Origin of the sequence: Peribacillus sp. NPDC097675 (genome assembly GCF_050277655.1) — a bacterium.
GTDB lineage: Bacteria > Bacillota > Bacilli > Bacillales > DSM-1321 > Peribacillus.
The window spans coordinates 121,916-146,973 of record NZ_JBNNSK010000012.1 but is presented as its reverse complement, the minus strand read 5'-3'; the positions used below and the strand labels follow the sequence as shown (position 1 = coordinate 146,973).

Annotated in this window: 26 protein-coding genes; 20 read left to right on the top strand and 6 right to left on the bottom strand. The window is 39.8% G+C overall.

Going from position 1 to position 25,058, the window contains the following annotated elements; all coding sequences use genetic code 11:
* Nucleotides 1-30: 30 nt before the first annotated feature.
* From remB to dnaA, 5 genes are all read right to left on the bottom strand, one after another.
* On the bottom strand, nucleotides 31-282 hold the full coding sequence (remB, locus tag ACQKL5_RS17835; protein ID WP_427610230.1) for an extracellular matrix regulator RemB: 252 nt from the start codon (nucleotides 280-282) through the stop codon (nucleotides 31-33).
* Between the two features lie 12 nt (nucleotides 283-294).
* The gene (gene recF / locus ACQKL5_RS17830; RefSeq protein WP_427610229.1) at nucleotides 295-1,413 is read right to left on the bottom strand and encodes a DNA replication/repair protein RecF; all 1,119 of its coding nucleotides are present in this window, start codon (nucleotides 1,411-1,413) and stop codon (nucleotides 295-297) included.
* Nucleotides 1,414-1,434: 21 nt separating this feature from the next.
* The gene (yaaA, locus tag ACQKL5_RS17825) at nucleotides 1,435-1,647 is read right to left on the bottom strand and encodes a S4 domain-containing protein YaaA (protein WP_427610228.1); all 213 of its coding nucleotides are present in this window, start codon (nucleotides 1,645-1,647) and stop codon (nucleotides 1,435-1,437) included.
* Between the two features lie 190 nt (nucleotides 1,648-1,837).
* Nucleotides 1,838-2,974: a DNA polymerase III subunit beta gene (dnaN, locus tag ACQKL5_RS17820; RefSeq protein WP_427610227.1), complete on the bottom strand. Its 1,137-nt coding sequence runs from the start codon at nucleotides 2,972-2,974 to the stop codon at nucleotides 1,838-1,840.
* 191 nt (nucleotides 2,975-3,165) lie between these two features.
* Nucleotides 3,166-4,515, bottom strand: a complete 1,350-nt coding sequence (dnaA, locus tag ACQKL5_RS17815; RefSeq protein ID WP_402869917.1) for a chromosomal replication initiator protein DnaA — start codon at nucleotides 4,513-4,515, stop codon at nucleotides 3,166-3,168.
* A 931-nt stretch (nucleotides 4,516-5,446) separates the two neighbouring features.
* On the opposite strand from dnaA, the gene rpmH reads away from it, so the two are divergent.
* The 10 genes from rpmH (at nucleotide 5,447) to ACQKL5_RS17765 (ending at nucleotide 15,040) form a co-directional block, all read left to right on the top strand.
* On the top strand, nucleotides 5,447-5,581 hold the full coding sequence (gene rpmH / locus ACQKL5_RS17810) for a 50S ribosomal protein L34 (RefSeq protein WP_402869919.1): 135 nt from the start codon (nucleotides 5,447-5,449) through the stop codon (nucleotides 5,579-5,581).
* An 81-nt stretch (nucleotides 5,582-5,662) separates the two neighbouring features.
* The gene (rnpA, locus tag ACQKL5_RS17805; protein ID WP_427610226.1) at nucleotides 5,663-6,019 is read left to right on the top strand and encodes a ribonuclease P protein component; all 357 of its coding nucleotides are present in this window, start codon (nucleotides 5,663-5,665) and stop codon (nucleotides 6,017-6,019) included.
* A 166-nt stretch (nucleotides 6,020-6,185) separates the two neighbouring features.
* Nucleotides 6,186-6,974, top strand: coding sequence for a YidC family membrane integrase SpoIIIJ (spoIIIJ, locus tag ACQKL5_RS17800; protein ID WP_427610225.1), 789 nt, complete (start codon nucleotides 6,186-6,188; stop codon nucleotides 6,972-6,974).
* On the top strand, nucleotides 6,971-7,591 hold the full coding sequence (jag, locus tag ACQKL5_RS17795) for an RNA-binding cell elongation regulator Jag/EloR (RefSeq protein ID WP_427610224.1): 621 nt from the start codon (nucleotides 6,971-6,973) through the stop codon (nucleotides 7,589-7,591). The genes spoIIIJ and jag overlap by 4 nt, the downstream gene beginning before the upstream one ends.
* Before the next feature lie 349 nt (nucleotides 7,592-7,940).
* A complete protein-coding gene (gene mnmE / locus ACQKL5_RS17790; protein ID WP_427610223.1) occupies nucleotides 7,941-9,326 on the top strand; it encodes a tRNA uridine-5-carboxymethylaminomethyl(34) synthesis GTPase MnmE in 1,386 nt (461 codons plus the stop codon).
* A 21-nt stretch (nucleotides 9,327-9,347) separates the two neighbouring features.
* Nucleotides 9,348-11,234: a tRNA uridine-5-carboxymethylaminomethyl(34) synthesis enzyme MnmG gene (mnmG, locus tag ACQKL5_RS17785; protein ID WP_427610222.1), complete on the top strand. Its 1,887-nt coding sequence runs from the start codon at nucleotides 9,348-9,350 to the stop codon at nucleotides 11,232-11,234.
* A gap of 31 nt (nucleotides 11,235-11,265) precedes the next feature.
* A complete protein-coding gene (rsmG, locus tag ACQKL5_RS17780; protein WP_427610221.1) occupies nucleotides 11,266-11,982 on the top strand; it encodes a 16S rRNA (guanine(527)-N(7))-methyltransferase RsmG in 717 nt (238 codons plus the stop codon).
* 345 nt (nucleotides 11,983-12,327) lie between these two features.
* Nucleotides 12,328-13,194, top strand: a complete 867-nt coding sequence (gene noc, locus ACQKL5_RS17775) for a nucleoid occlusion protein (protein ID WP_427610220.1) — start codon at nucleotides 12,328-12,330, stop codon at nucleotides 13,192-13,194.
* A 231-nt stretch (nucleotides 13,195-13,425) separates the two neighbouring features.
* Entirely contained in the window at nucleotides 13,426-14,187 is a 762-nt protein-coding gene (locus ACQKL5_RS17770) for a ParA family protein (protein WP_427610239.1), read from the top strand.
* On the top strand, nucleotides 14,180-15,040 hold the full coding sequence (locus ACQKL5_RS17765; protein WP_427610219.1) for a ParB/RepB/Spo0J family partition protein: 861 nt from the start codon (nucleotides 14,180-14,182) through the stop codon (nucleotides 15,038-15,040). Before ACQKL5_RS17770 ends, ACQKL5_RS17765 begins: the two co-directional genes overlap by 8 nt.
* A 107-nt stretch (nucleotides 15,041-15,147) precedes the next feature.
* Here ACQKL5_RS17765 and yyaC read toward each other — a convergent pair whose 3' ends face one another.
* Nucleotides 15,148-15,780, bottom strand: a complete 633-nt coding sequence (gene yyaC, locus ACQKL5_RS17760; RefSeq protein ID WP_427610218.1) for a spore protease YyaC — start codon at nucleotides 15,778-15,780, stop codon at nucleotides 15,148-15,150.
* A 392-nt stretch (nucleotides 15,781-16,172) separates the two neighbouring features.
* Here yyaC and ACQKL5_RS17755 point away from each other — a divergent pair, with 392 nt between their 5' ends.
* The 10 genes from ACQKL5_RS17755 (at nucleotide 16,173) to dnaB (ending at nucleotide 24,936) form a co-directional block, all read left to right on the top strand.
* Nucleotides 16,173-17,009: a mechanosensitive ion channel family protein gene (locus ACQKL5_RS17755; RefSeq protein ID WP_427610217.1), complete on the top strand. Its 837-nt coding sequence runs from the start codon at nucleotides 16,173-16,175 to the stop codon at nucleotides 17,007-17,009.
* A 25-nt stretch (nucleotides 17,010-17,034) separates the two neighbouring features.
* Entirely contained in the window at nucleotides 17,035-17,232 is a 198-nt protein-coding gene (locus ACQKL5_RS17750) for a DUF951 domain-containing protein (RefSeq protein ID WP_427610238.1), read from the top strand.
* 164 nt (nucleotides 17,233-17,396) lie between these two features.
* Nucleotides 17,397-18,497 carry a redox-regulated ATPase YchF gene (ychF, locus tag ACQKL5_RS17745; protein WP_427610216.1) on the top strand — a complete coding sequence of 367 codons (1,101 nt, stop codon included), beginning with the start codon at nucleotides 17,397-17,399 and terminating at the stop codon, nucleotides 18,495-18,497.
* A gap of 168 nt (nucleotides 18,498-18,665) precedes the next feature.
* Nucleotides 18,666-18,950 carry a 30S ribosomal protein S6 gene (gene rpsF, locus ACQKL5_RS17740; RefSeq protein WP_402869958.1) on the top strand — a complete coding sequence of 95 codons (285 nt, stop codon included), beginning with the start codon at nucleotides 18,666-18,668 and terminating at the stop codon, nucleotides 18,948-18,950.
* 67 nt (nucleotides 18,951-19,017) lie between these two features.
* Nucleotides 19,018-19,545 (top strand): single-stranded DNA-binding protein, encoded by a 528-nt coding sequence (ssb, locus tag ACQKL5_RS17735; RefSeq protein ID WP_427610215.1) that lies wholly within the window; start codon nucleotides 19,018-19,020, stop codon nucleotides 19,543-19,545.
* Nucleotides 19,546-19,590: 45 nt separating this feature from the next.
* A complete protein-coding gene (gene rpsR, locus ACQKL5_RS17730) occupies nucleotides 19,591-19,830 on the top strand; it encodes a 30S ribosomal protein S18 (protein WP_053348323.1) in 240 nt (79 codons plus the stop codon).
* Nucleotides 19,831-20,025: 195 nt separating this feature from the next.
* Nucleotides 20,026-20,967, top strand: a complete 942-nt coding sequence (locus ACQKL5_RS17725) for a YybS family protein (protein ID WP_427610214.1) — start codon at nucleotides 20,026-20,028, stop codon at nucleotides 20,965-20,967.
* A gap of 33 nt (nucleotides 20,968-21,000) precedes the next feature.
* A complete protein-coding gene (locus ACQKL5_RS17720) occupies nucleotides 21,001-22,971 on the top strand; it encodes a DHH family phosphoesterase (RefSeq protein ID WP_427610213.1) in 1,971 nt (656 codons plus the stop codon).
* Nucleotides 22,968-23,417: a 50S ribosomal protein L9 gene (rplI, locus tag ACQKL5_RS17715; RefSeq protein WP_427610212.1), complete on the top strand. Its 450-nt coding sequence runs from the start codon at nucleotides 22,968-22,970 to the stop codon at nucleotides 23,415-23,417. Before ACQKL5_RS17720 ends, rplI begins: the two co-directional genes overlap by 4 nt.
* A gap of 154 nt (nucleotides 23,418-23,571) precedes the next feature.
* The gene (gene dnaB, locus ACQKL5_RS17710; RefSeq protein ID WP_427610211.1) at nucleotides 23,572-24,936 is read left to right on the top strand and encodes a replicative DNA helicase; all 1,365 of its coding nucleotides are present in this window, start codon (nucleotides 23,572-23,574) and stop codon (nucleotides 24,934-24,936) included.
* The last annotated feature ends 122 nt before the right edge of the window (nucleotides 24,937-25,058 follow it).

The following is a 25,058-nucleotide window of genomic DNA, read 5'->3' as shown; positions in this document are numbered from 1 at the left end:
AAAGGATTACTCTAAACATCTATAAAGCATTTATTCATCGATTAAGGATGGTGATTGCTGTGAGCGCCTTTTGAGCGTGACCGAGGCAAGCGGCGAATAATAGACCTGCTTTTCTGTCACTACAATCGATTTAACCGAGTTTTTTGTTAAATGAGAGATTACATCTACCCTTTTCTCTAAGAATTCATCGAATATCGGAGAGGATTGAAGCATCTTTTTATCTAGAATAGCTATGATATCGTCCGTTTTTACAAGAATATCCTCACCAATATGGAGATACATGCCTTCACCTCGTTATTTAACCTTGTTTATACTGCCTTCACTCACATAAAAGGTTGATGCTTCTCTTAGAGTTTGGTGATCGATTCCGTCAACAGAAGGAGTCGTCACGAATGTCTGCACTTTTCCTTGTATCGTATTCAGCAAATGAGATTGACGGTAATCGTCAAGTTCCGATAACACATCATCCAATAATAAAATCGGATACTCTCCGATTTCTTCATGAATTAATTCAATTTCAGCAAGTTTCAAGGAAAGCGCAGTCGTACGCTGTTGCCCCTGGGAACCATAGGTTTGGACATCACGGTCATTCACATAAAAAACCAAGTCATCCCGATGAGGTCCTATCAGTGTTACGCCCCGTTCGATTTCTCTTGCTTTTATTTTATCAAATTTTTCTGTGTATACTTCTATTATTTTCGTCAAATTCATGGATTCTGATACATCAAGCGACGGTTTATATTGGATTTTCAATACTTCTAGGTTCCTGGAGATCCCTGAATGAATCGGCTCTGCCCATTGCTGAAGCTTGGAAAGAAAGTGAAACCTTCTTTCGACAATTTTCGCTGCATACTGAATAATTTGGTCAGTTAATACACCAAGCATCGCCTCATCCTTTTGTTTACGAGTCTGCAGAAGTTTTAAGTAATGATTTCTTTGTTGAAGTATTTTATGATATTGGCTCATATCATGAAGGTATACGGGAGAAACCTGGCCAATTTCCATATCTATAAAACGGCGTCTGACTTGAGGACTTCCCTTTACGAGATTAAGGTCCTCAGGAGCAAACATGACCACATTCATATTGCCGACATACTGACTTAATTTCCTTTGCTCAATATGGTTACATTTCGCCTTTTTACCTTTTTTTGAAATGGTCAGCTCAAGTGGGATTGATGTATTTCTTTTTCTTACTCTGCCTTCTATTTTAGCATACTCTTCATCCCAGCGAATAAGTTCTTTATCATTTGAAGTCCTATGGGATTTTGCCATTGCTAAAACAAAAATGGATTCCATGACATTTGTTTTGCCTTGAGCATTTTCCCCAAGGATTACATTTACCTTATTTTCAAAGGCAAGGTCTAAATCGGTATAGTTGCGGTAGTTTTTCAAACTTATATTTTCAATATACATGATCCGCTCTTCCCTTTTGTTTTAGCTAGTTATTGTGTAGGTGCCGAATTCAGGAATTTCTATCTTATCTCCTGATCGTAACTTTCTGCCTCGTCTCACATCTAATTCGCCGTTGATGAAAACTTCATATTCACTTAAAAACCATTTTGACATTCCGCCGCTTTGAATTAAATCGGCTACTTTCAAGAATTGTCCTAATGTGATATATTCCGTAGTTATTTTTATTGAGTCCATTCGGTGCTTCACTCATTTCTAAGTAGTCTGTAATACTCTATTTTACTAAATAAATTGGATTAAGACAAAGTAAAGCTTTTGTCCACCCTTTTTTTGGTAGGTAATTTTCCTGAGTAGTCCAAGGCATTTATATATTTGCATAAAAAATTAAAGACCTGCTAATCAGGTCTTTAATTTTTTAACTAGTATTTTAATAAGTTCTTACAGGCAGAATCAATTGGAGCATGGATTCATCATGTAGCGGTCGGATAACGAATGGACGCATGGCTCCGGTGAAATTGATTTTGATATCCGATCCTTCTAAAGCCTTTAAGGCATCCATGACAAATTTTGCGCTGAAGGATATTTTTAAATCTTCTCCTTCGATGGCTTCAGCTTGTACTTCCTCACTTACTTTACCTATTTCAGGTGTATTGGAAGATACTTCAATAATGCGACCTTCAATGGTTGTTAACTTAACCACATTATTTCTTCCTTCTCTAGCTAATAAAGATGCCCGATCAATTGCTTGCAAGAAATCTTTCGTGTGGACGATTACATCTGTTTTGCTATCTGTAGGAATCAATCGGGAAGTATCTGGGTAGTTCCCTTCAAGCAGACGCGAGAAGAACAATAAATTCTCTGCTTTGAATAAAACTTGGTTATCCGTTATGACGATTTCGATAAGTTCGTTTGTATCATCAAGGATTTTACTCAATTCACTCAAGCTTTTCCCAGGAATGACAACACTATAGGTCCCATTGATTTTATTTTCTATTTTTGCTGTCCTCATGGCCAATCTGTGGCTATCTGTTGCAATACAGGTTAATTCATCATCTTGGACCCTCAAGTTTACACCTGTTAAGATGGGCCGTGTTTCTGAGGTGGACACAGCAAACCCAGTTTGGCGAATCAATGTTTTTAGAAGGTCGGTGGGAAGTTTAAAAATATTTTCTTCTTCGATGATCGGTAAATGAGGATATTCTTCAGGATCGAGTCCATTTAAATTGAATTCCGCTTTACCAGATCGAATAATCGTTTGAAAATTATTTTGTACTTCGATTTCTACAGTATCCATCGGCAACTTTTTGACAATTTCACTGAAAAAGCGAGCATTTAGGACAATACCTCCGCTGCTTTTCACTTCAACAATCTCATCACCATCTACTTCGGCTGGAATAAATGATTGAATGGAAATATCAGAGTCACTTCCCGTTAATGTAACACCTTCTGTTGTAACACTTATTTTTATCCCCGTTAAAATAGGAATCGTGGTTCTCGATGTGACAGCTTTCATTACTTCTTGGACACTATGAACTAATCGATCTCTTTGAATTACGAATCTCATGTTCCATCCTCCAATTTTAATTGCCAAAAGAGGCATTTTATTAATAATTTTATTTAAAAAAGATAGTAGTAATAGTAGTAGGTCTTGTGGATATGTGGATAAGTGAGTTTAACCTAAGATAAAACAGTCTATCCACATGTGGACAGACTGTGTGTAAGTAGTCACTAGTTATACACAGTATCCAGTAACCATTATACCTTCAACTGATCCTGGATTTCTTTAACCTGACGTTGAAGCTGAGTATCCGTTTGCATGAGCTTCGAAATCTTTTCATGGGCATGGATTACCGTTGTATGGTCACGCCCCCCAAACTCATCACCTATTTTAGGTAGGGAGAAATCAGTCATCTCCCGGGAAAGGTACATGGCGATCTGTCTTGGAAAGGCGACGGATTTAGTCCGTTTCTTCGCCTTGAAATCCTCTAGTTTCACGCTGTAATGCTCACCGACTGTTTTTTGTATTTCCAAAATCGTGATTATTTTAGGTTTTGAGCTTGGGATGATGTCTTTCAATGCTTCAGCTGCCAAATCAGCATTGATATCTTTATTGATTAACGAAGAATAAGCTACAACACGAATAAGTGCACCTTCGAGCTCCCTTATATTCGAATCGATTTGATTGGCGATATAGAGCATGACTTCATTCGGAATATCCAGTCCCTCTGCTTTTGCCTTCTTACGTAAAATGGCAATCCTAGTTTCTAAATCAGGCGGGGTAATATCCGTTATTAAACCCCATTCAAAGCGGGAACGGAGCCGATCTTCGAGCGTGGGAATTTCTTTGGGTGGACGATCACTCGAGATGACGATCTGTTTACTTTCTTCATGCAAGGCATTGAATGTATGGAAAAACTCTTCTTGAGTTTGTTCTTTTCCTGCTAAGAATTGAATATCATCAATTAATAAAACATCAACGGTCCGGTACCTATCACGAAATTCTCCTGCTTTGTTATCTCGGATAGAATTGATGAATTCGTTCGTGAATTTTTCAGATGACAAATAAACAACTTTGGCCTTGGGATTATGCTCTAATACGTAATGACCGATGGCATGCATTAAATGAGTTTTACCAAGTCCTACCCCTCCATAGATAAATAAAGGGTTATAGGCTTTAGCAGGTGCTTCTGCGACAGCGAGAGACGCAGCATGGGCAAAACGATTGCCGGAGCCGATGACAAACGTATCAAAAGTATTTTTCGAATTCAGCATGTGCTGTGGAAATGGATTGTTTTCCTTATCCTGTTTTTTAATCTTCTTAGGTTGAACAGGAGCGGAAAAGTCATCATCTTCCTGATTGGGAGGGATAATAAATTTCGCTTCCAATTCCTCACCCGTTAGTTCAAATAAAACATCGGAAATGAGGTGTGAATAGCGTTCCTCGAGCCAGTCCCTAGCAAATTCATTGGGAGCGGTGACTGTTAAAATATCACCTTGAAGTAAATAAGCTTTAGTAGATTTAAGCCAAGTTTCAAAGCTTGGTTTACTGATTTTTTTTTCGATTTTTCCGAGTGCCTGATTCCAGAGGCTATCGATGTTATCCAAACTTATCCCTCCTTTGCAAAATATTTTTTTATAGTATTAAAAGGTCTAGGCACAAATAAACTCATCGATCGCTGTCTTTAAAATAAATTTGGACAGCAAAGGTTCGGTGAGCTGTATAAGGGATATTGGATGTCACAAAAAGGTGGGGTCCCTGGAACTATATCGCGCGTTGTACAACCTTTGTATAAATAGCATCCACTAATAAGATGCAGGTCCGTATGTTTATTCATCAACAGGTATTTCTAGAAATATATAATAAGAAGAAAAAAGGGTTTTCGACAATATCCACTGTTTGTGGACAGATTAATATGCACAGGTTGAATAAACTATCCACATGTTATGCACAGTCTGTGGATAACCGGTATGTGTGGATAAAGTTATTCAGAGTGAAAACACAAATATAATATCAGATATTTGGACGTGTTGCAATGACTTAGTAAACTTTATCCACAACTCAATGGGCCTGTGGGAAAAACTTTTCCACAGGCTACTTTTTTGTGCAAAACTACACGAAACGGGCTGTGGATAGAAAAAAACGTGTCGAATTTTATCCACAGCCGGATGTTTAAAGAAGTATTGATGCTGTAAAAATTGTAGAAGGACTGATTGTAAAACCTGTTGTATACCATTCCCCAAAAACATAATTCCCATTATGCGGCTCATTTGTTTTTGTCCATTTGTTTTCTGCATGGTAAGGTAGTAAAAGAAGGATGATCTGAAGGAAGAATTTCATGAAAAATTCCTTCTGACCAAAAATTTCTATATCAGTTATAGGCAAAATCATTTACAATAAGCTAGGTAGTACAAAAAGACCCACTGGACATTAAGTAAAAAAGAAATATTTTTTAGATGTAGTTGACAAGTTCAAACCAACATCTATATAATTGTAAAGACTGTCTTTAACTGTTATTCCTCAGGGAGGTGTCATATAATGAAAAGAACTTATCAACCGAATAATCGCAAACATAGTAAAGTTCACGGTTTCCGTGCACGTATGAGCACGAAAAACGGACGTAACGTAATCGCTGCACGTCGCCGTAAAGGTAGAAAAGTACTATCTGCATAAGACCACTGAAAAGTCTCAGTGGTTTTTTTTCGCAGAATAAAGGATTTACTGAGACTCAATTCATTTAATGAAGGTGTAAAGATGAAAAAAAAGTTAAGGATAAAGAAAGAGGACGAGTTCCAGCTTGTTTTTAAAAAAGGAGAATCCTCTGCTAATCGACAATTTGTAATCTATGTCCTTCAAAAGCCTGAGCAGGAACATTTCCGCATCGGTCTCTCTGTCAGTAAAAAAATTGGCAATGCCGTTGTTCGGAATCAGATCAAAAGGTACATAAGGCAAGCTTTCCTGGAATTGAAAGAAAATATAGATGAGGGAAAAGACTATATTGTGATTGCTAGAAAACCCGCTGCAGAAATGGATTTCAACGAAGTGAAAAGCAGTTTGATCCATGTCCTGAAACGTTCTAAATCATTAAACTTTAATATAAAAAAAAGATAATGCTTCATTAATGCCAAAAAAACTCCTGTTTTCGACATAGTTAGATATATTGCTTTGAAAAATAGAATTTCTTTGTTAATAAGTGGATGACTTTTCCTTGTAGTTCATTTGTTATCAGGTTACATTTATTCAAAAAAGATTGATTGAAGTTAGGAGGAAAAAACGGTTGAAGAAACGAATATTACTCATCATTGGTTTAGCTTCCATAATGATGTTGCTATCAGGGTGTACGGAAATTAAAGAACCGATAACGGCAGATAGTGAAGGGTTCTGGAATTCATATATTGTCTATCCGTTATCATCCCTCATTATTTATATTTCTGAATTGTTTGGCGGAAGTTATGGATTGGGAATCATTGTGGTTACCTTAATGATACGTTTAATTTTACTTCCACTTATGATTAAACAGGTGAAGAGCTCAAAAGCCATGCAAGCCATTCAACCAGAATTGAAAGAACTTCAAGCAAAATACAGCTCAAAAGACGCTGCCACACAACAAAAACTACAGCAAGAAACAATGGCGTTATTTTCAAAATATAATGTGAATCCATTGGCAGGTTGTTTACCGATTGTGGTTCAAATGCCAATTTTAATTGGTTTTTACCATGCAATCAGCCGTACGCATGAGATTTCACTGCATAGTTTTCTCTGGTTTGATTTAGGATCTCCAGATCCATTATATATCTTGCCGATCGTTGCTGGTATTACAACCTTCATTCAACAAAAGTTGTCAATGAGCGGAATGAATTCAAATCCGCAAATGGCGGCACAAATGACGATGATGCTTTACATCATGCCAGTTATGATTGTTATTTTTGCATTTAATTTCCCAGCTGCTCTTTCACTTTATTGGGTAGTAGGTAACCTTTTCGGCATCGTTCAAACATATTTCATCAAAGGTCCAGATCTTAGAAAAGCAGCTGCGAAAAACGTGGAGGGAGCAAAGAAAAAGTGAAAAAGATAACTGCTACAGGACAATCTGTCGAAGAAGCAGTAAATTCAGCTTTAGCTCAACTTAACAGCACAAGAGATCGCGTGGAGATAGAAATTGAAGATGAAGGAAGAAAAGGATTCTTAGGTTTGTTCGGGGCAAGGCAAGCAATCGTCCATGTGACATTGCCTGCAGATCCCGTTGAAGAATCACGGAAATTCTTGCAGGATATCACTCGAGAAATGGGAGTGGAGGCGGAAGTTTTCGTCCAGCACCAGGGGAAGAACGTAACGTTCCAATTGTCAGGTGAAAAAATTGCATTATTAATTGGTAAGAGGGGTCAGACGTTAAATTCCCTTCAGTATTTAACGCAATTGGTTGCCAACCGTCATTCAAAGCAGTTTTTGAATGTGACTGTGGACGCGGAGGATTATCGCAACCGTCGAACGGATACTTTAATTCAATTAGCTGAAAGAATGGCTAATAAATCCTTGAAAACTGGTAAAACTGTTGCTTTAGAGCCAATGCCTTCCTATGAACGAAAAGTGATTCATAAGGCACTTCTTCGTTTTCCGAAAATCAAGACCACTTCAAATGGTACTGAGCCGTTTCGCCATTTGGTCATTACTCCGGTTAAATGAACCTTCTGCTTATTAAGCGAAGGTTTTTTTTTTGTTCAATTGGACGTAAGAAAAGCCGAATTTGAAAAATTAATTCCTTGAGGACCATTCAAATTAAATAATAATCGACAAGTTTTAAGATGACTTTTGGAGCAAGTAAGAAAGTTAGGCTTTATTTGTTATTCACATGTGGATAAGTTAAAATGAAGGGTACAGAATCCAGAATTTCAAGGCGTGTGGATAACTCCTGAAAGGAAGGAGTATCTACTTTTTTTCGGGATTATACTGTGTTATTGTTGTAATTTAGGGATTCAAACATTTTTTCTTTAGCAGATAAATATAGAAACATTAATATATAAGAGGTGAAAGCATGGAATTCGATACAATCACCGCCATTTCAACTCCCTTAGGGGAAGGGGCAATAGCCATCGTAAGAATCAGCGGTGATGAGGCCATAGAAATAGCCGATAGAATTTTTAAGGGTCCAAGCGGTAAGAGTTTACGTGAAGTGGATTCACATACCATTCATTACGGGCACTTAATGGTGCCAAAAACAGGAGAAATCATTGAAGAAGTTATGGTTTCTGTCATGAAAGGTCCCAAAACGTTTACGAGGGAAGATGTCGTAGAAATAAATTGTCATGGTGGAATCGTTTCGGTAAATCGGGTATTACAGCTTATCCTCTCACAGGGAGCGCGTTTAGCAGAGCCTGGTGAATTTACAAAACGAGCTTTCTTGAATGGAAGAATCGATCTTTCCCAGGCAGAGGCCGTCATGGACTTAATACGTGCCAAAACGGATAAAGCGATGAATGTTGCTTTGGGACAAATGGAAGGACGCCTTTCGAAATTAATCCAAAAGCTACGCCATGAAATACTACAGACTCTCGCACAAGTCGAGGTTAATATAGATTACCCGGAATATGATGATGTGGAAGAAATGACCCATCGATTATTTTTGGAAAAGGGCAACTATGTGAAGGTGGAGATCGAGAAGCTTCTCCGGACGGCTCAACAAGGAAAAATTTTGCGTGATGGATTGGCAACAGTCATCATCGGGCGTCCGAATGTCGGAAAATCTTCTTTGCTAAACAGCTTAGTACATGAAAATAAGGCGATTGTGACTGATGTTCCAGGGACAACCCGAGATGTTATCGAGGAGTATGTCAATGTTCGTGGAGTCCCTCTTAAACTTGTCGATACAGCTGGCATTCGAGAAACAGAAGATATCGTCGAGCGGATTGGTGTGGAACGATCTCGAGCTGTTTTAAAAGAGGCGGACTTAATTTTACTTGTTTTAAATTACTCCGATGACTTTACACCGGAAGATGAAAAGCTGTTTCAAGCGGTCGAGGGAATGGATGTCATCGTCATCATCAATAAAACGGATTTGCCACAGAAAATTAATATGCAGCAGGTTAAGGAAAAGGCAACCTCTCATAAAATAGTCACTACATCGTTACTTGAAGATCAGGGCGTCGATGAGTTGGAAGAAGCAATTGCTGCTTTATTCTTTGAGGGCTCTTTGGAGGCGGGCGACATTACCTATGTTTCTAACGCCCGTCATATTGCTCTACTTGGACAGGCTTTGCAAGCAATTGAGGATTCAATGGAAGCGATTGAAATGGGTACCCCTATCGATTTAGTACAGATTGATTTCACAAAGGCTTGGGAGCTACTCGGTGAAGTCATTGGTGAAAGTGTTCAGGATGGTTTAATCAATCAATTGTTCTCGCAATTTTGTTTAGGAAAATAAGAGGAGAAGGAGGAAAATAATATGCAATATGAAGCAGGAAACTATGACGTCATTGTAGTTGGAGCGGGCCATGCAGGAAGTGAAGCGGGCCTTGCTTCTGCTAGAGTCGGTGCCAAAACATTGATGATAACGATTAACTTGGATATGGTTGCCTTTATGCCATGTAATCCTTCTGTTGGGGGTCCAGCAAAAGGGATTGTTGTCCGGGAAATTGACGCCTTAGGCGGTGAAATGGGGAAAAATATCGATAAGACCCATATTCAAATGAGAATGTTAAATACGGCTAAAGGTCCGGCTGTTCGTGCTTTACGTGCACAAGCGGATAAATTTCTTTATCAGCAAGAAATGAAAAAAACAATAGAAGATGAGCCGAATTTGACGTTAATTCAAGGAATGGTCGAGGAATTGATTGTTGAAGATGGCGTTTGTACAGGTGTGCTTACGAAAACGGGTGCGATTTACCGTGCAAAAACGGTCGTTATCACAACAGGTACCTATTTACGAGGCGAGATCATTTTAGGGGAACTAAAATATTCAAGCGGCCCTAACAATCAGCAACCTTCCATCAGGCTTTCCGAACATTTGGAAGAATTGGGGTTTGATTTGGTTCGTTTTAAAACTGGAACCCCTCCACGTGTGAATAGTTCTTCTATTGATTACAGTAAAACGGAAATTCAGCCGGGTGATGTCGTTCCACGTGCCTTTTCTTTTGAAACGACAAAGTTCATAACCGACCAATTACCATGTTGGTTAACGTATACCAATGAAGGGACTCACCAGCTCATTGATTCGAACCTACACCGTTCCCCTATGTATTCTGGAATGATTAAAGGGACGGGCCCTCGTTACTGCCCATCGATAGAAGATAAGGTCGTTCGCTTTAATGATAAGCCACGGCACCAGATTTTCTTGGAACCAGAAGGGCGTAATACAAAAGAGGTTTATGTGCAAGGGCTATCTACCAGCCTTCCTGAAGATGTTCAAATTAGAATCCTGCAAACCATTCCAGGCCTTGAAAAAGCTGAGATGATGCGCGCAGGATATGCCATTGAATATGATGCAATCGTTCCGACACAACTTTGGCCAACTTTGGAAACGAAGAAAGTGAAAAACCTATATACAGCAGGACAAATTAATGGAACATCCGGTTATGAGGAAGCAGCAGGTCAAGGTTTAATGGCAGGGATTAATGCAGGCTTGAAAGCATTGGAAAAAGAAGAACTTATCCTAAGCCGTTCAGACGCTTATATTGGCGTTTTGATTGATGACCTTGTTACGAAAGGTACGAATGAACCTTATCGCCTACTGACTTCGCGTGCAGAATACCGATTACTACTGCGTCACGATAATGCAGACTTACGTTTGACGGAAATAGGATATAATATCGGAATGATCAAGGAGGAGCGCTACAATCGTTTCCTTGCGAAAAGAACGGCAGTGGAGGCAGAACGGGAACGATTAAAATCCACCTTCATCAAACCTACTCAAGAGGTGCAGGACATTATCATCGAAAGTGGCGGGAGCGAACTAAAAGATGGCATTCGCGCTTCTGATTTATTAAAGCGCACTGAAATGAATTATTCTCACATACAAAAACTTGCTCCGAGTGATGACGAACTAAGCGATGAAGTGAAGGAACAAGTGGAAATCCAGGTCAAATATGAAGGATATATTGAAAAATCCTTACAGCAAGTTGACCGCCTCAAGAAAATGGAGAATAAAAAAATTCCGGAGAACATCGACTATGATGCAATCAATGGATTAGCTACAGAGGCTCGCCAAAAATTAAAACAGGTACACCCTCTATCCGTTGCCCAGGCTTCCCGGATTTCAGGTGTAAACCCTGCTGATGTCTCTATCTTGCTTGTTTATTTAGAACAAGGAAAAATCGCTAGAATCTCTAAGTAAACGGAAATACCCGAAAAGGATTGAAGTAATCATGAATATTGAACAATTCCAACAAGCGTTGCAGGAGAAAGGCATTGAGCTTTCTCCGCGTCAGCTTGAACAATTCGATATGTATTATCATTTATTGGTGGAATGGAACGAGAAGATGAACTTAACGGCCATAACCGATAAAGAAGAAGTGTATTTAAAGCATTTTTATGATTCAATCAGCGCAGCTTTTTATTTCGATTTCAACAAGCCCCATCGTATTTGCGATGTGGGTGCAGGAGCTGGTTTCCCGAGTATTCCTTTGAAGATTTGTTTCCCGGATATCCATGTATCAATCGTTGACTCGTTGAATAAGCGTATCTCTTTTTTAAATCATCTGGCCGACTCTTTACAATTGACAGGCGTATCATTTTATCATGACCGCGCCGAAACCTTTGCACAGAAACCGGAACACCGTGAAGCCTATGATGTTGTTATGGCAAGAGCGGTGGCTAGAATGTCTGTTTTGAGTGAGCTATGTTTACCCCTTGTAAAAACGGATGGGACATTCATTGCGATGAAAGCAGCAAGCGCCCATGATGAGATGGATACAGGAAAAAAGGCAATCTTCACATTAGGTGGGAAAATAGAGGAAATACATCCTTTCATATTGCCAGAAGAGAATAGTGAGAGAAACATCATTACGGTGAAAAAAGTGAAGAAGACACCAAAAAAATACCCAAGAAAACCGGGTACCCCGAATAAACAGCCTATTGAATAGCCGACAGGCAAAAGTCTACTGAGTCGCTGTAAGAGCGCCTTTCAGGATTTATTAGGCTGCCTAGAAGAAACAGTTTGATAGAAGTGATGAGTTGACCGTTTCGGCTTTAATTCTTGGTGACGAAGAATCAAAACGACATTTTTAACGGACGGGGAAATAATTTACGACAGGTGACTCGTATCCGAACATCTGGACATTTAGGCCTTGGAAATACCTTCATGACGCCAGTCGACATGTTTATACAGTAATGGACGATATGTATTTTCATGTCGGGAAATGTATGCAGGACTTGTCCTTTCAATAGAGAATATGTTATTTGGGAGTTTTAAAAGGTGGTGTAGGAAGATGAAGCATCCTTTTTCGCGGTTCTTAAGGTTTGGCGAAAAAGAAGAACAGCAACTAGAGATGGAGACACCAAGCAATAATAATGAAGAAATAAGGAAAATATCCATTTCTGACATTGTGCCAAATCGATTTCAACCAAGGACTGTATTTAATGACGATAAAATATCAGAACTTGCTCAGACGATTCATACACATGGTATCATTCAACCGATTGTAGTTAGGGCATATGAACAAGGGAAATATGAAATCATTGCAGGTGAGCGTCGTTTTCGTGCAATGCAAAAGCTTGGCTGGGAGTTTGCACCCGCCATTGTCAAGGATTTCACGGATACAGAGACGGCTTCAGTGGCTTTAATAGAGAATCTTCAGCGTGAAGAATTGACTCCTATCGAAGAAGCCTTAGCTTATGGAAAATTGATAGAGCTTCATAATTTAACGCAGGAAGCACTCGCCCAGAGATTAGGAATTGGCCAATCAACCGTAGCTAATAAGCTTCGGCTATTGAAATTGCCACAGGAAGTCCAAGATGCAGTGCTTCAAAAACAGATTACGGAGCGTCATGCCCGTTCATTGATTCCATTGAAAAATCCGGAAAATCAGGTTAAGCTGCTCCAGGAAGTCATTGAAAGAGGCTTGAACGTCAAGCAGACGGAAGAGTTGGTTGTCAAGCTCCTCACAGGCACAAAGGAAAGTGCAAAGCCTAAGCCGAAACGCAAGGCATTCAGTAGGGACATGAGGATTGCGGTTAATACAATCCGTCAATCGTTGAATATGGTAACGGACAATGGAATAAACCTGGATGCAGAAGAAGAGGAATTTGAGGAATATTATCAGTTTACGATAAAAATTCCAAAGAAAAAATCTTAATCTAGATTCATCCCCCGCTTGGTAGTCATCGATTACCAAGTTTTTTTATTATGGACTGCAATCAAAAGATGTAATAATTATCTTCATAAACTGCAAGATTTAAATAATTTGAAAGAATACCGAATTTTCCGTCGAATTTAAGAATTCGAGTACCTTCGTGATTATTCATGATAAAATAGAAGAAATATAGTACGTTAATAGAATGATAAGATGTTGAAAGCGGGTGAATTCGTGGGGAAGATTCTCGCCATTGCCAATCAAAAAGGCGGTGTAGGAAAAACGACAACTTCGGTCAGCCTCAGTGCTTGCCTTGCATATATAGGAAAGAAAGTCCTGTTGGTCGATATAGATCCTCAGGGAAATGCGACTAGCGGCACTGGTATAGATAAAGCGGATGTGGAGCAGTGTATTTATGATGTATTGGTAGATGATGTAGAAGCTAGCTCCGTAATCTTGGAAACGAAGGTAGAAAACTTATATGCCATACCTGCGACGATTCAATTAGCAGGTGCAGAAATTGAGCTGGTGCCAACCATCTCCAGGGAAATCCGATTGAAGCGGGCATTAGAAGAGGTGCAAGGCCAGTTTGATTATATCGTCATAGACTGTCCGCCTTCCTTAGGCCTACTCACGCTGAACGCCTTAACAGCAGCTGATGCGGTGTTAATTCCAGTCCAATGTGAATATTATGCGTTGGAGGGGTTAAGTCAACTGTTAAATACGGTCCGTCTCGTACAAAAGCATTTAAATCATGATTTGAAAATTGAAGGTGTATTGTTAACGATGTTGGATGCTAGAACCAATTTAGGTCTTCAAGTGATCGAGGAAGTAAAAAAATACTTTCAGGATAAGGTATATCAAACCATTATTCCTCGAAACGTTCGTCTAAGTGAAGCGCCTAGCCATGGAGAACCAATCATTATTTACGATCCGAAATCACGAGGTGCGGAAGTCTATCTACAATTGGCAAAGGAAGTGGTCTCAAATGGCTAAAGGACTCGGAAAGGGACTCGACGCACTCTTTCCTAATGTAGAAGTCAGCAAGGATGAAACTGTACAGGAAATCAAATTGAGGGAATTAAGACCGAATCCTTATCAGCCTCGAAAAAACTTCCGAACTGAAGCGATTGAAGAACTTAAACAGTCAATTATGGAGCACGGAATCCTACAACCGATTATTGCCCGGAAAAGTATTAGAGGGTTTGAAATAGTTGCCGGAGAAAGACGTTATCGAGCGGCGAAAGAAGCGGGATTAAATACTGTTCCCGTCGTTGTGAGAGAATTAAATGAACAGCAGATGATGGAACTGGCAATATTAGAAAACCTTCAACGGGAAGATTTAAACCCGATAGAGGAAGCAGCAGCCTATCAAACATTGCTTGAGAAATTAAATTTCACCCAGGAACAGCTGGCGCACCGTCTCGGAAAAAGCCGGCCTCATATAGCGAATTATGTCCGCTTGCTCTCCTTGCCTGAAGAGATTAGGGATTATATCTCGGAAGGTAAGATTTCCATGGGTCATGGTCGGGCGTTGCTAGGATTAAAGAAAAAAGAGCTCCTTACGTCTGTCATAGAAAAAATCCTTAAAGAAACGATGAATGTTCGACAGTTGGAGAATTATATTCATCAGTTAAATGATACTGTTTCACGTGAAACGAAAAATGCTAAACAACCGAAAAAAGATATATTCATAAAGCAAAGAGAGTCTATCTTACGAGAGAAACTTGGGACAAGCGTGACGATAAAACAAACCAAGAAAAAAGGAAAGATAGAAATAGAATTCTTTTCGAAAGAAGATTTAGAGAGAATACTAGATTTAATTGATCAAGAAAATATCTCGTCTTAAATTCCTATGGGCTGGAACAGGGTGCAACTTGGTCCCTGTAATACATGTATCATGCATAAAAATAAAGGAAGGGGGCATCCCTTCCTTTATTTTTATAAGCCGAACAATTATAGTGTTTTTTCTTTCTTGAATGACCATGTAAATGGAGTGATTGCTGGCTTTGCAGGATAACGTCGTTGTGCTTCATTAATACCTTCAGCTATGGTTTTGGCCATTTTTAAAACGAGATTTAATCGGGTGTTTTGCAGGACCATAAATTCCATGAATCCACTGACATTCACAATGCCCGTAATATGTGCATGGCCAACGGCTGGTAAATCCTTATTGACGCCTGCCCCAGGTTTCACTGGGCCTTTACCAATTTGGACGATGCCGACGCTCTTCAGTTTGCCCAAACAGGCATCTATGCCAACGATAAAGGCATTTACATGAATCTTTTTTATCTCATCTAATTTTTCCTGCAAATTCATCGCATGTATGGGATCATCGAGGGTCCCATACACATGGAAGGAAGATGTGCCTAACTCAGATTTTTCTTGAAGCAGGGTGCCGACAAGTGGACCGAGGGAATCTCCAGTAGAACGATCTGTGCCAATGCAGACAAAAACGATAGGCTGAAGCTTTCCTGTTGGCAGGAGATTCAGTAATTCCTGGGAGATTTGATTGGTTGCGTCGGCCTCTTCATGAAGGATACGACTTAATCTAGTTTTATTATTAAATAGATTGGGATTTAGATTCATCGGCTCCACTCCTTTACTTTGTTTTGTGTTAACAGTATACGGTTGAAAAGGAAAAAATATACGGAATAAAGGTTAAATTGCTGGGGGAGTTATTTATTAAGAACAGGTAAATGGCTGGAGGGCAGAGATCAATCTGTGTCCTTTCCATTGTCCGCTGATAGTTACATATCAATTTATGGTATAAAGATCATAATTTGAAATGGAAAAAAACTTCTAATTTCTTTACTATATACCCATGTTATTTTTATACAGAAACCTTTTATTTAAGGATATTATAAAGAAAACTTCTCCCATTCGGGATTACATCCACGGCGGAAGGGTAGAGAGAATAAATTCAACAGGAAAAACTAGAGTCCCTGAATGTTTTGTTTAGCATTAGGTAGGAGGAAATCATGGATAATAGCACGTATAATAAACTCACGGAAGAAATTACGGATGAGAAGGTATGGCTGATGTTAGGTGAGGGGATTATTAAAATCTTCCTTGTTCTTCTCTTATCGCGTATTATTATTAGAATAGGAAAGACGGTTTTAAATAAATTTTTTCTTGTCCGAACTAAAACCCCACTCCGGGTTTCGGAGCGAAGAGAAGCGACGCTCATTAAATTACTCGAAAATATCATTACATATGTGGTGAATTTCATATCATTAATCATGATTCTTGAGATTTGTGGACTAGATGTAAAGGCGCTACTAGCCGGTGCCGGAATTATCGGACTCGCAGTAGGATTTGGCGCCCAAAGTTTGGTCAAGGATATTATCACTGGATTTTTCGTCATTTTCGAAGATCACTTCTCGGTCGGTGATTATATTAAAATTAATACTTTTGAGGGTGAAGTCTTAGAAATTGGGCTACGCACAACTAAAATTAAAAGCAGTCAAGGGGAATTACATCTCATACCAAATGGTAGCATCACTCAAGTAACTAATTATTCCATATTAAATAGTAAAGCTGTGGTGGATGTAACGATCCCTCATGATGGGTCAATTGAGCTCGCTGAAAAGACATTGATCCAACACTTTGCGAACCTAGCCAAAAAATATGATGATTTAGTCAGAGATCCAGAATTATTAGGTATTGAAACAATCACTCCGGAAGAAGTAGTATTGCGAGTCACTGCGGAAACCAAGCCGATGCGTCATTTCGAGATAAGCAGGATGTTGAGAAAAGAAATCAGTACTGCCCTTGAATCAAGTGGGATTCAATCTACATACAAAGGCAGCGAGTAATAGGAACTAGGGGGGACACATGTTTATGGAAGAAAAGGAATTTACACTGAATGATGTTGTCGAAATGAAAAAGCCGCATCCATGTGGAATCAATAAGTGGAAAGTCATCCGTCTGGGCATGGATATCCGGATTAAATGTGAAGGGTGCGGTCATAGCGTGATGTTGCCCCGGCGCGAGTTCGCCAAGAAAATGAAAAAAGTTTTGCTGAAGCATGAGGAATGATCATGCTTTTTCCATGTAGAGAAAGCGTTTCGGCTCTCTTAATGATTTACTTGTCTTTTTAGGAAGTGAAATCTATAATTGGGAAAGGTTTAGGTATTAGGATTGTCTTTAGTGAAGATTTACTAGTATCAGTGAACGAATTATCTTGAAGGAGTGAAATATAAATGGCTTTAACAGCTGGTATAGTAGGTTTGCCTAACGTAGGTAAATCCACTTTGTTTAATGCAATAACTCAAGCAGGTGCGGAATCTGCCAATTACCCATTCTGTACAATCGATCCAAACGTTGGAATTGTAGAAGTGCCCGACTACCGTCTGCAAAAATTGACAGAATTGGTTCAACCGAAAAAAACTGTGCCGACCGCATTTGAATTCACAGATATTGCAGGGATTGTAAAGGGTGCGAGTAAAGGAGAAGGTTTAGGTAATAAATTCCTATCCCATATCCGTCAAGTGGATGCGATTTGTCAGGTAGTTCGCTGCTTTGCAGATGATAACATCACTCATGTTTCAGGAAAAGTTAATCCTATTGATGATATCGAAGTCATCAATCTTGAATTGATACTTGCCGACCTTGAATCGGTAGACAAGCGTATCGACCGGGTTGGAAAAATGGCTAAGCAAAAAGATAAAGGTGCCGTGGCTGAACATGAGGTCCTTGTTGCATTAAAAGAAGCTTTGGAAGCTGAGAAGCCTGCCCGTTCAGTTGAGTTCACTGAGGAACAACTGAAGATCGTAAAAGGTATGCATCTACTTACGGCGAAACCAATCCTATATGTGGCAAATGTCAGTGAAGATGAAGTAGCTGTTGCCGATGATAATGAATATGTACAACAAGTCCGTGAATATGCAGCTAATGAAAATGCAGAAGTTATTGTAATTTGTGCCAAAATCGAAGAGGAAATCGCTGAGCTTGAGGGTGACGAAAAGGAAATGTTCCTATCTGAACTAGGAATTGTGGAGTCAGGTCTTGATCAATTGATTCGTGCTTCATACAACCTGCTTGGTTTGGCGACTTACTTTACAGCTGGGGTACAGGAAGTGCGTGCCTGGACATTCCGTAAAGGCATGAAAGCGCCTCAATGTGCGGGTGTGATTCATACAGACTTTGAACGTGGGTTCATTCGTGCGGAAGTCGTTGCTTATGATGATTTACTCGAAGCGGGCAGCCACAGTGCGGCAAAAGAAGCGGGTAAAGTACGTCTAGAGGGTAAAGAATATATTGTGAACGATGGAGACGTTGTCCATTTCCGCTTTAACGTATAATATCAAAGACTCTGCAGGTCAATTCTGCGGGGTCTATTTTTATATTGTGCGAACCCCAACATTCATTGCAAACACAGTTTAACTATGCTATAATTTTTTCTTGTGAGTAATTATAAATAATTGCTCCTTGCCCAAATGGGCCGCTTAGACCAAAAGGAGGTGACAGTGATGAGAAAATACGAAATTATGTATATCATCCGTCCAAACATTGAGGAAGAAGCTAAAAAAGCTTTAGTTGAACGTTTCAACACAATCCTTACTGATAATGGTGCGGAAGTAGAAGCTAAAGAATGGGGTAAACGCCGTCTTGCATACGAAATCAATGATTTCCGTGATGGTTACTACATGCTTCTTAAAGTTAACGCTGAAAGTGCTGCGATTCAAGAATTCGATCGTCTTGCTAAAATCAGTGAAGACATTATCCGTCATATGGCTACTAGAGAAGACGTTTAATTCAATATTTTATATAAATTCTAATCCTGCTTCATGAAGCAAGATTGAAAACTAGGGGTTGATTCTGATGATGAATCGCGTAGTTTTGGTAGGACGCTTAACTAAAGATCCTGAATTACGATATACACCTAATGGAGTTCCAGTGGCTACCTTTACTTTAGCAGTCAATCGTACTTTTACGAATGCGCAAGGTGAACGTGAAGCAGACTTCATTAATTGTGTTGTTTGGCGTAAACCGGCAGAAAATGTGGCTAACTTCTTGAAAAAAGGTAGTTTAGCTGGCGTGGATGGACGTGTCCAAACGCGTAATTATGAAGGACAAGACGGCAAACGCGTATATGTGACGGAGATTCTGGCTGAGAGCGTTCAGTTCCTTGAACCACGAAGCAGTTCAGCGGGTGAAAGAAATGATGGCGGTTCTTACGGTGGCGGTCAAAAAAGCTATAACAATAATGGTGGAAATGATCAAAACTCGTATGGACAAAATCCTAATCAGAATCAACGGAGTAACAACAACTACACTCGTGTAGATGATGATCCATTTGCTAATGACGGTAAAACTATCGACATTTCAGATGACGATCTTCCGTTTTAAACAACTGTTTAAAACGAAAATTCTCAAGCAGGGAGGGAAATTATTATGGCAATGGGTGGACGTAAAGGACGCGGTAAGCGTAAAAAGGTTTGTTATTTCACATCAAACGGAATCACTAAAATTGATTACAAAGATACAGACCTTCTTAAAAAATTCGTCTCAGAACGCGGCAAGATTTTACCACGTCGTGTAACTGGAACTAGCGCTAAATATCAACGTAAATTAACGATTGCTATTAAACGCTCACGTACTATGGCATTACTTCCATACGTATCTGGTGAATAATAACGACTGAGCGCATTGAGGAGAAATCCTTGGTGTGCTTTTTTTGTAGATCCGCTAATTTAGCGGATCTTTTTATTTACTGGATTCAGAAAATTCATTTTAAAAAAAGAATGGGATGTTTGAAATATCCTGGGTTTAACGGATACAATATGTAGGTAAAGATATTTCAGCGATTTTATGATAGGGGGGATCTGGTTGAATAGCGGTAGAAAAATCGCTGAGGGCGGTGCTCTTTTAGCGTTATATTGTATATTATTATTCATTACGGTTTATATTCCTTTGTTAGGATTCATTACCTTTTTCTTTTTGCCGATTCCTTTCATTCTGGTGATGATAAAGCAAAAGCTTTCGTGGACAGTTGGCTTTCTCTTTGTTGGATCATTATTAACCATTTTTATTGGCACCTTCATGTCCTTGCCGGTGACTTTACTTATGGGAGTGACGGGCATGACAATCGGTTCCTTTTTGAAAAGGGATACATCGATGGTTCCCATGTTCATCAGTGCGGTCCTTGTTTTCTTGGGAGGAACATTAGCGACGTATGCTGTCACAGTACTATTATTCGGAGTGAATTACATAGAGGAAACCATGAAGGTTTTAGAGGAGTCCATTGATTCATCTACAGAAATCATGAAATCGTTTGGTCAGGAACCAACGGAGAAGGTTATCCAAGGTATGCATGATTCAATAAACACGTTGCATACGCTTTTACCAAGCTTATTCGTGATTACATCTATCTTCATGGTATTACTGATCTTCCTGGCGGCCCACCCCATACTAAAAAGGTTTAGTGATAAACCTCTGAATTGGCCTCGTTTCCGAGATCTTCGCCTTCCGAAAAGCCTTTTATGGTATTATTTAATTACGATGCTTTTAGCTCTTTTAATGAATATGGATAATGGTGGTTTTGTATATATGGCCATTACGAACCTATTTTTCATTCTCCAATTTTTCATCATGATTCAAGGATATTCACTTGTGTTTTATATCAGTCATGTGAAGGGTTGGGCTAGGGCTATACCGATTGTGATAGTGATTGTCTCATTATTACTGCCAATATTCGCAATCATTATTCGGTTTTTAGGTATAATAGATTTAGGGTTCCCTTTTCGGGAAACAATCAAGAAAAAGGAATAGTCTGTTAAACAGATGCTTTTAGGAGCTGAAAATATGCCATCTTATTTAAAGGATTATTCGGTTAAGTCCCTATTATACGGGTTACTGGTTGCAGGATTGATACTTTTGGGCGTACTGGCTTATTATAATTGGTTTGTTGCACTTATTGGTTTATTGATTCTGTCCGGTTTATTTTATTTGGTATTGAAAATGGAAGAAAGAAAACAGCGTAAGACCGAAGAATACATCACGACGTTATCCTACCGGTTAAAGAAGGTAGGGGAGGAAGCCTTGTTAGAGATGCCGATTGGGATCATGCTTTTTAACGATGATTTTTATATTGAGTGGACCAACCCATTCCTTGCTTCATGCTTTAGCGAAGATTCACTGGCAGGAAGGTCTCTTTATGATATAGCTGACTCACTTGTCCCGTTAATAAAACAAGAGATTGAAACGGAGACCATCACACTCTATGACCGGAAATTCAAAGTGGTTCATAAGCGTGAGGAAAGACTTCTTTACTTTTTCGATGTAACAGAGCAAGTGGAAATCGAAAAACAATACGAAGATGAGCGGACAGCTATAGCGATTATATTACTTGATAATTATGATGATTTAACGCAGGGAATGGAAGACCAGCGAAAAAGTAGCATCAATAGCTTAGTTACCTCGCTGCTTGATAAGTGGGCAAGGGATAATGGGGTATTTTTCAAAAGGGTATCTTCCGAACGTTTCATTGCTGTCTTCAATGAGCATATCCTACAACAGTTAGAGAACGATAAATTTTCAATTTTGGATGAAATCAGGGAAACGACAGCAAAACAGAATGTACCTTTGACACTTAGCATCGGGGTAGGTTCGGCAGTTTCCTCTTTACCGGAATTAGGAACGCTTGCTCAGTCGAGTTTAGATCTTGCCTTAGGTCGCGGTGGTGATCAAGTGGCAATTAAACAGGCAAATGGGAAAGTGAAATTTTATGGTGGTAAAACAAACCCCATGGAGAAACGCACGAGGGTACGTGCACGCGTAATTTCACACGCCTTAAAGGATATTGTCCTCGATAGCGATAAGGTCATTGTCATGGGCCACAAAAATCCGGATATGGATGCCATAGGCTCCGCTATAGGTATTTTGAAAGTGGCTCAGATGAATGAGCGCGAAGGCTATATTGTAATCAATACGCAGGAACTCGATAGCAGTGTTCTCCGTTTGATGGCAGAAATTAAAAATAAAGAAGATTTGTACGCACGATTTATAACGCCTGAAGTTGCATTGGAAATGGTTACTGACGAAACGCTACTCGTCGTCGTCGATACGCATAAGCCTAAGATGGTAATAGAAGAACGACTGTTGAATCGGATTGATAAGGTGGTTGTCATCGACCATCATCGTCGTGGCGAAGAATTCATCAAAAATTCTCTGCTGGTATATATGGAGCCATATGCATCCTCAACAGCTGAACTGGTAACGGAACTTCTTGAATATCAGCCAAAGCGTAGTAAAATTGATATGCTTGAATCGACAGCCCTTCTTGCAGGAATCATTGTCGATACAAAAAGTTTTACTTTAAGAACTGGTTCACGTACATTCGATGCAGCCTCATATTTACGAGCGCATGGAGCAGACACCGTACTAGTGCAGAAATTCCTAAGGGAAGATGTGGACACATATATCAAGCGATCCAAACTAATTGAAGAAGTGGTCTTTTATAAAAAGGGCATTGCAATTGCTTCTGCAAAATCTGAACAAATACACAATCAGGTTCTAATCGCCCAGGCAGCCGATACGCTCTTGACCATGGATGGCGTTTCCGCTTCCTTTGTTATGGCTAAACGGTCTGAGGATACAGTTGGCATAAGTGCCCGTTCTTTAGGTGATGTTAATGTGCAGATAATCATGGAAATGTTGAATGGCGGTGGGCATTTAACAAATGCCGCCACCCAGATGGTCTGCTCCATTGAAGAAGCGCAGAGCCAGTTAAAAGCAGCAATTAATGAATATTTAGAAGGAGGACGAAAAGAATGAAAGTAATCTTTTTAAAAGACGTTAAGGGAAAAGGGAAAAAAGGGGAAGTCAAGAATGTAGCGGATGGATATGCGCATAACTTCCTAATTAAGCAGGGATTGGCGATCGAGGCGAATAATGCCAACGTAAAAACATTGGAAGCACAGAAGAATAAAGAGGAATCTCTTGCTGCCGAAGAACTTCAACATGCAAAAGACCTTAAAGAGGAAATCGAAAAGTTAACGGTCGAGTTATCCGCAAAAGCCGGTGAAGGCGGACGTTTATTCGGGTCCATTACGACGAAGCAGGTGGCCTCAGAGCTTCAGAAAAAACACGGTATTAAAATCGACAAACGTAAAATGGAGCTTGCAGAAGGCATTCGCTCTTTAGGGCATACGAAGGTCCCTGTGAAGCTTCATCCAGAGGTCACAGCGACTTTAACTGTGCAAGTGAAAGAAATTAACTAATTTTAGTGGTTTCATATCTGAAAAAAATTGATAGAATAGAGAGAGACGAAAAAAATGTGATTGGGCTATGGTGTCCTGTCACTTTTTTTCTTTTTTAACTAAAATCTACGAATTAATTAAAAAATTATCCTCTTAGATTGGGAGGTTTTAAGATATGATAGAGCAATTTCAGGACAGAATTCCCCCTCAAAATATAGAAGCAGAGCAAGCAGTACTCGGGGCCATATTCTTGGAGCCATCCTCACTTACTGTTACATCGGAATTGTTGATTCCAGAGGATTTTTATAGAAGTTCGCATCAAAAAATCTTTAACGTAATGATCAAGTTGAACGACGAAGGTAAGGCTGTCGATTTGATTACGGTGACAGAAGAACTTTCAGCCACTAAGAACCTTGAAGAAGTAGGCGGAGTTTCTTATTTAAGTGAGCTGGCCGGTTCGGTTCCTACTGCAGCCAATGTTGAATATTATGCTCGAATCGTGGAAGAGAAGTCGTTACTTCGACGTTTGATCAGAACCGCAACTACTATTGCCCAGGAAGGTTATAGTCGTGAGGACGAGGTCGAGGAGCTCCTCGGGGAAGCTGAAAAAACGATCATGGAAGTGGCGCAGCGTAAAAACTCCGGATCATTCCAAAATATTAAAGATGTATTGGTGCGGACCTATGACAATATCGAAATCTTGACCAACCGAAAAGGTGATGTAACAGGAATTCCAACCGGCTTTGCTGAACTGGACAGGATGACGGCGGGATTCCAGCGAAATGACCTCATTATTGTTGGAGCGCGTCCCTCTGTCGGTAAAACGGCTTTCGCTTTGAATATCGCCCAAAATGTTGCAACCAAAACGGACGAAAACGTCGCGATTTTCAGTCTGGAGATGGGCTCTGAACAGCTCGTTATGCGTATGCTTTGTGCTGAAGGGAATATAAATGCTCAAAACTTACGGACGGGTGCTCTAACAGATGAAGATTGGCGCAAGCTGACAATGGCAATGGGAAGTTTGTCGAACGCCGGTATCTATATTGATGACACTCCTGGAGTTCGTATTGGCGAAATCCGGTCAAAATGCCGTCGTTTGAAGCAGGAACATGGGCTCGGAATGATATTGATTGACTACTTACAATTGATTCAAGGAGATGGCCGTTCAGGCGATAACCGACAGCAGGAAGTTTCGGAAATTTCCCGTTCACTAAAAGCTCTCGCTCGTGAGTTGCAAGTTCCGGTGATTGCTCTTTCTCAGTTATCCCGTGGTGTGGAGCAAAGACAAGACAAACGCCCAATGATGTCCGATATAAGGGAATCAGGGAGTATTGAGCAGGATGCAGACATCGTGGCTTTCTTATACCGAGATGATTATTATGATAAAGAGTCCGAGAATAAAAACATCATCGAGATTATCATCGCAAAACAGCGGAATGGCCCAGTTGGTACAGTTTCACTGGCATTCGTAAAAGAATACAATAAATTCGTGAACCTCGAACGGCGCTTCGATGATGATTCGATGTCTCCTGGAGCTTAATTCGTTTTTACTATTTCATATATTGAGGAACAGCCCGCTTTTCTGGTGGGCTGTTTTTTCACATTGAGGATAGTAAATAGTTCCTGAATAATTAATCTGAATCAAATTTGCAGGGGTAATTA

Excerpts from the sequence above, each read along its gene's own strand:
- ACQKL5_RS17720 (WP_427610213.1), top strand. The coding sequence starts at position 21,001 with ATGCCATCTTATTTAAAGGATTATTCGGTTAAGTCCCTATTATACGGG.
- ACQKL5_RS17750 (WP_427610238.1), top strand. The coding sequence starts at position 17,035 with ATGGAAGAAAAGGAATTTACACTGAATGATGTTGTCGAAATGAAAAAG.
- rpsR (WP_053348323.1), top strand. The coding sequence starts at position 19,591 with ATGGCAATGGGTGGACGTAAAGGACGCGGTAAGCGTAAAAAGGTTTGT.
- yyaC (WP_427610218.1), bottom strand. The coding sequence starts at position 15,780 with ATGAATCTAAATCCCAATCTATTTAATAATAAAACTAGATTAAGTCGT.
- rplI (WP_427610212.1), top strand. The coding sequence starts at position 22,968 with ATGAAAGTAATCTTTTTAAAAGACGTTAAGGGAAAAGGGAAAAAAGGG.
- dnaB (WP_427610211.1), top strand. The coding sequence starts at position 23,572 with ATGATAGAGCAATTTCAGGACAGAATTCCCCCTCAAAATATAGAAGCA.
- ACQKL5_RS17755 (WP_427610217.1), top strand. The coding sequence starts at position 16,173 with ATGGATAATAGCACGTATAATAAACTCACGGAAGAAATTACGGATGAG.
- noc (WP_427610220.1), top strand. The coding sequence starts at position 12,328 with ATGAAGCATCCTTTTTCGCGGTTCTTAAGGTTTGGCGAAAAAGAAGAA.
- recF (WP_427610229.1), bottom strand. The coding sequence starts at position 1,413 with ATGTATATTGAAAATATAAGTTTGAAAAACTACCGCAACTATACCGAT.
- remB (WP_427610230.1), bottom strand. The coding sequence starts at position 282 with ATGTATCTCCATATTGGTGAGGATATTCTTGTAAAAACGGACGATATC.
- rnpA (WP_427610226.1), top strand. The coding sequence starts at position 5,663 with ATGAAAAAAAAGTTAAGGATAAAGAAAGAGGACGAGTTCCAGCTTGTT.
- rpmH (WP_402869919.1), top strand. The coding sequence starts at position 5,447 with ATGAAAAGAACTTATCAACCGAATAATCGCAAACATAGTAAAGTTCAC.
- ACQKL5_RS17765 (WP_427610219.1), top strand. The coding sequence starts at position 14,180 with ATGGCTAAAGGACTCGGAAAGGGACTCGACGCACTCTTTCCTAATGTA.
- ychF (WP_427610216.1), top strand. The coding sequence starts at position 17,397 with ATGGCTTTAACAGCTGGTATAGTAGGTTTGCCTAACGTAGGTAAATCC.
- ssb (WP_427610215.1), top strand. The coding sequence starts at position 19,018 with ATGATGAATCGCGTAGTTTTGGTAGGACGCTTAACTAAAGATCCTGAA.
- dnaN (WP_427610227.1), bottom strand. The coding sequence starts at position 2,974 with ATGAGATTCGTAATTCAAAGAGATCGATTAGTTCATAGTGTCCAAGAA.
- mnmG (WP_427610222.1), top strand. The coding sequence starts at position 9,348 with ATGCAATATGAAGCAGGAAACTATGACGTCATTGTAGTTGGAGCGGGC.
- rsmG (WP_427610221.1), top strand. The coding sequence starts at position 11,266 with ATGAATATTGAACAATTCCAACAAGCGTTGCAGGAGAAAGGCATTGAG.
- yaaA (WP_427610228.1), bottom strand. The coding sequence starts at position 1,647 with ATGGACTCAATAAAAATAACTACGGAATATATCACATTAGGACAATTC.
- mnmE (WP_427610223.1), top strand. The coding sequence starts at position 7,941 with ATGGAATTCGATACAATCACCGCCATTTCAACTCCCTTAGGGGAAGGG.
- rpsF (WP_402869958.1), top strand. The coding sequence starts at position 18,666 with ATGAGAAAATACGAAATTATGTATATCATCCGTCCAAACATTGAGGAA.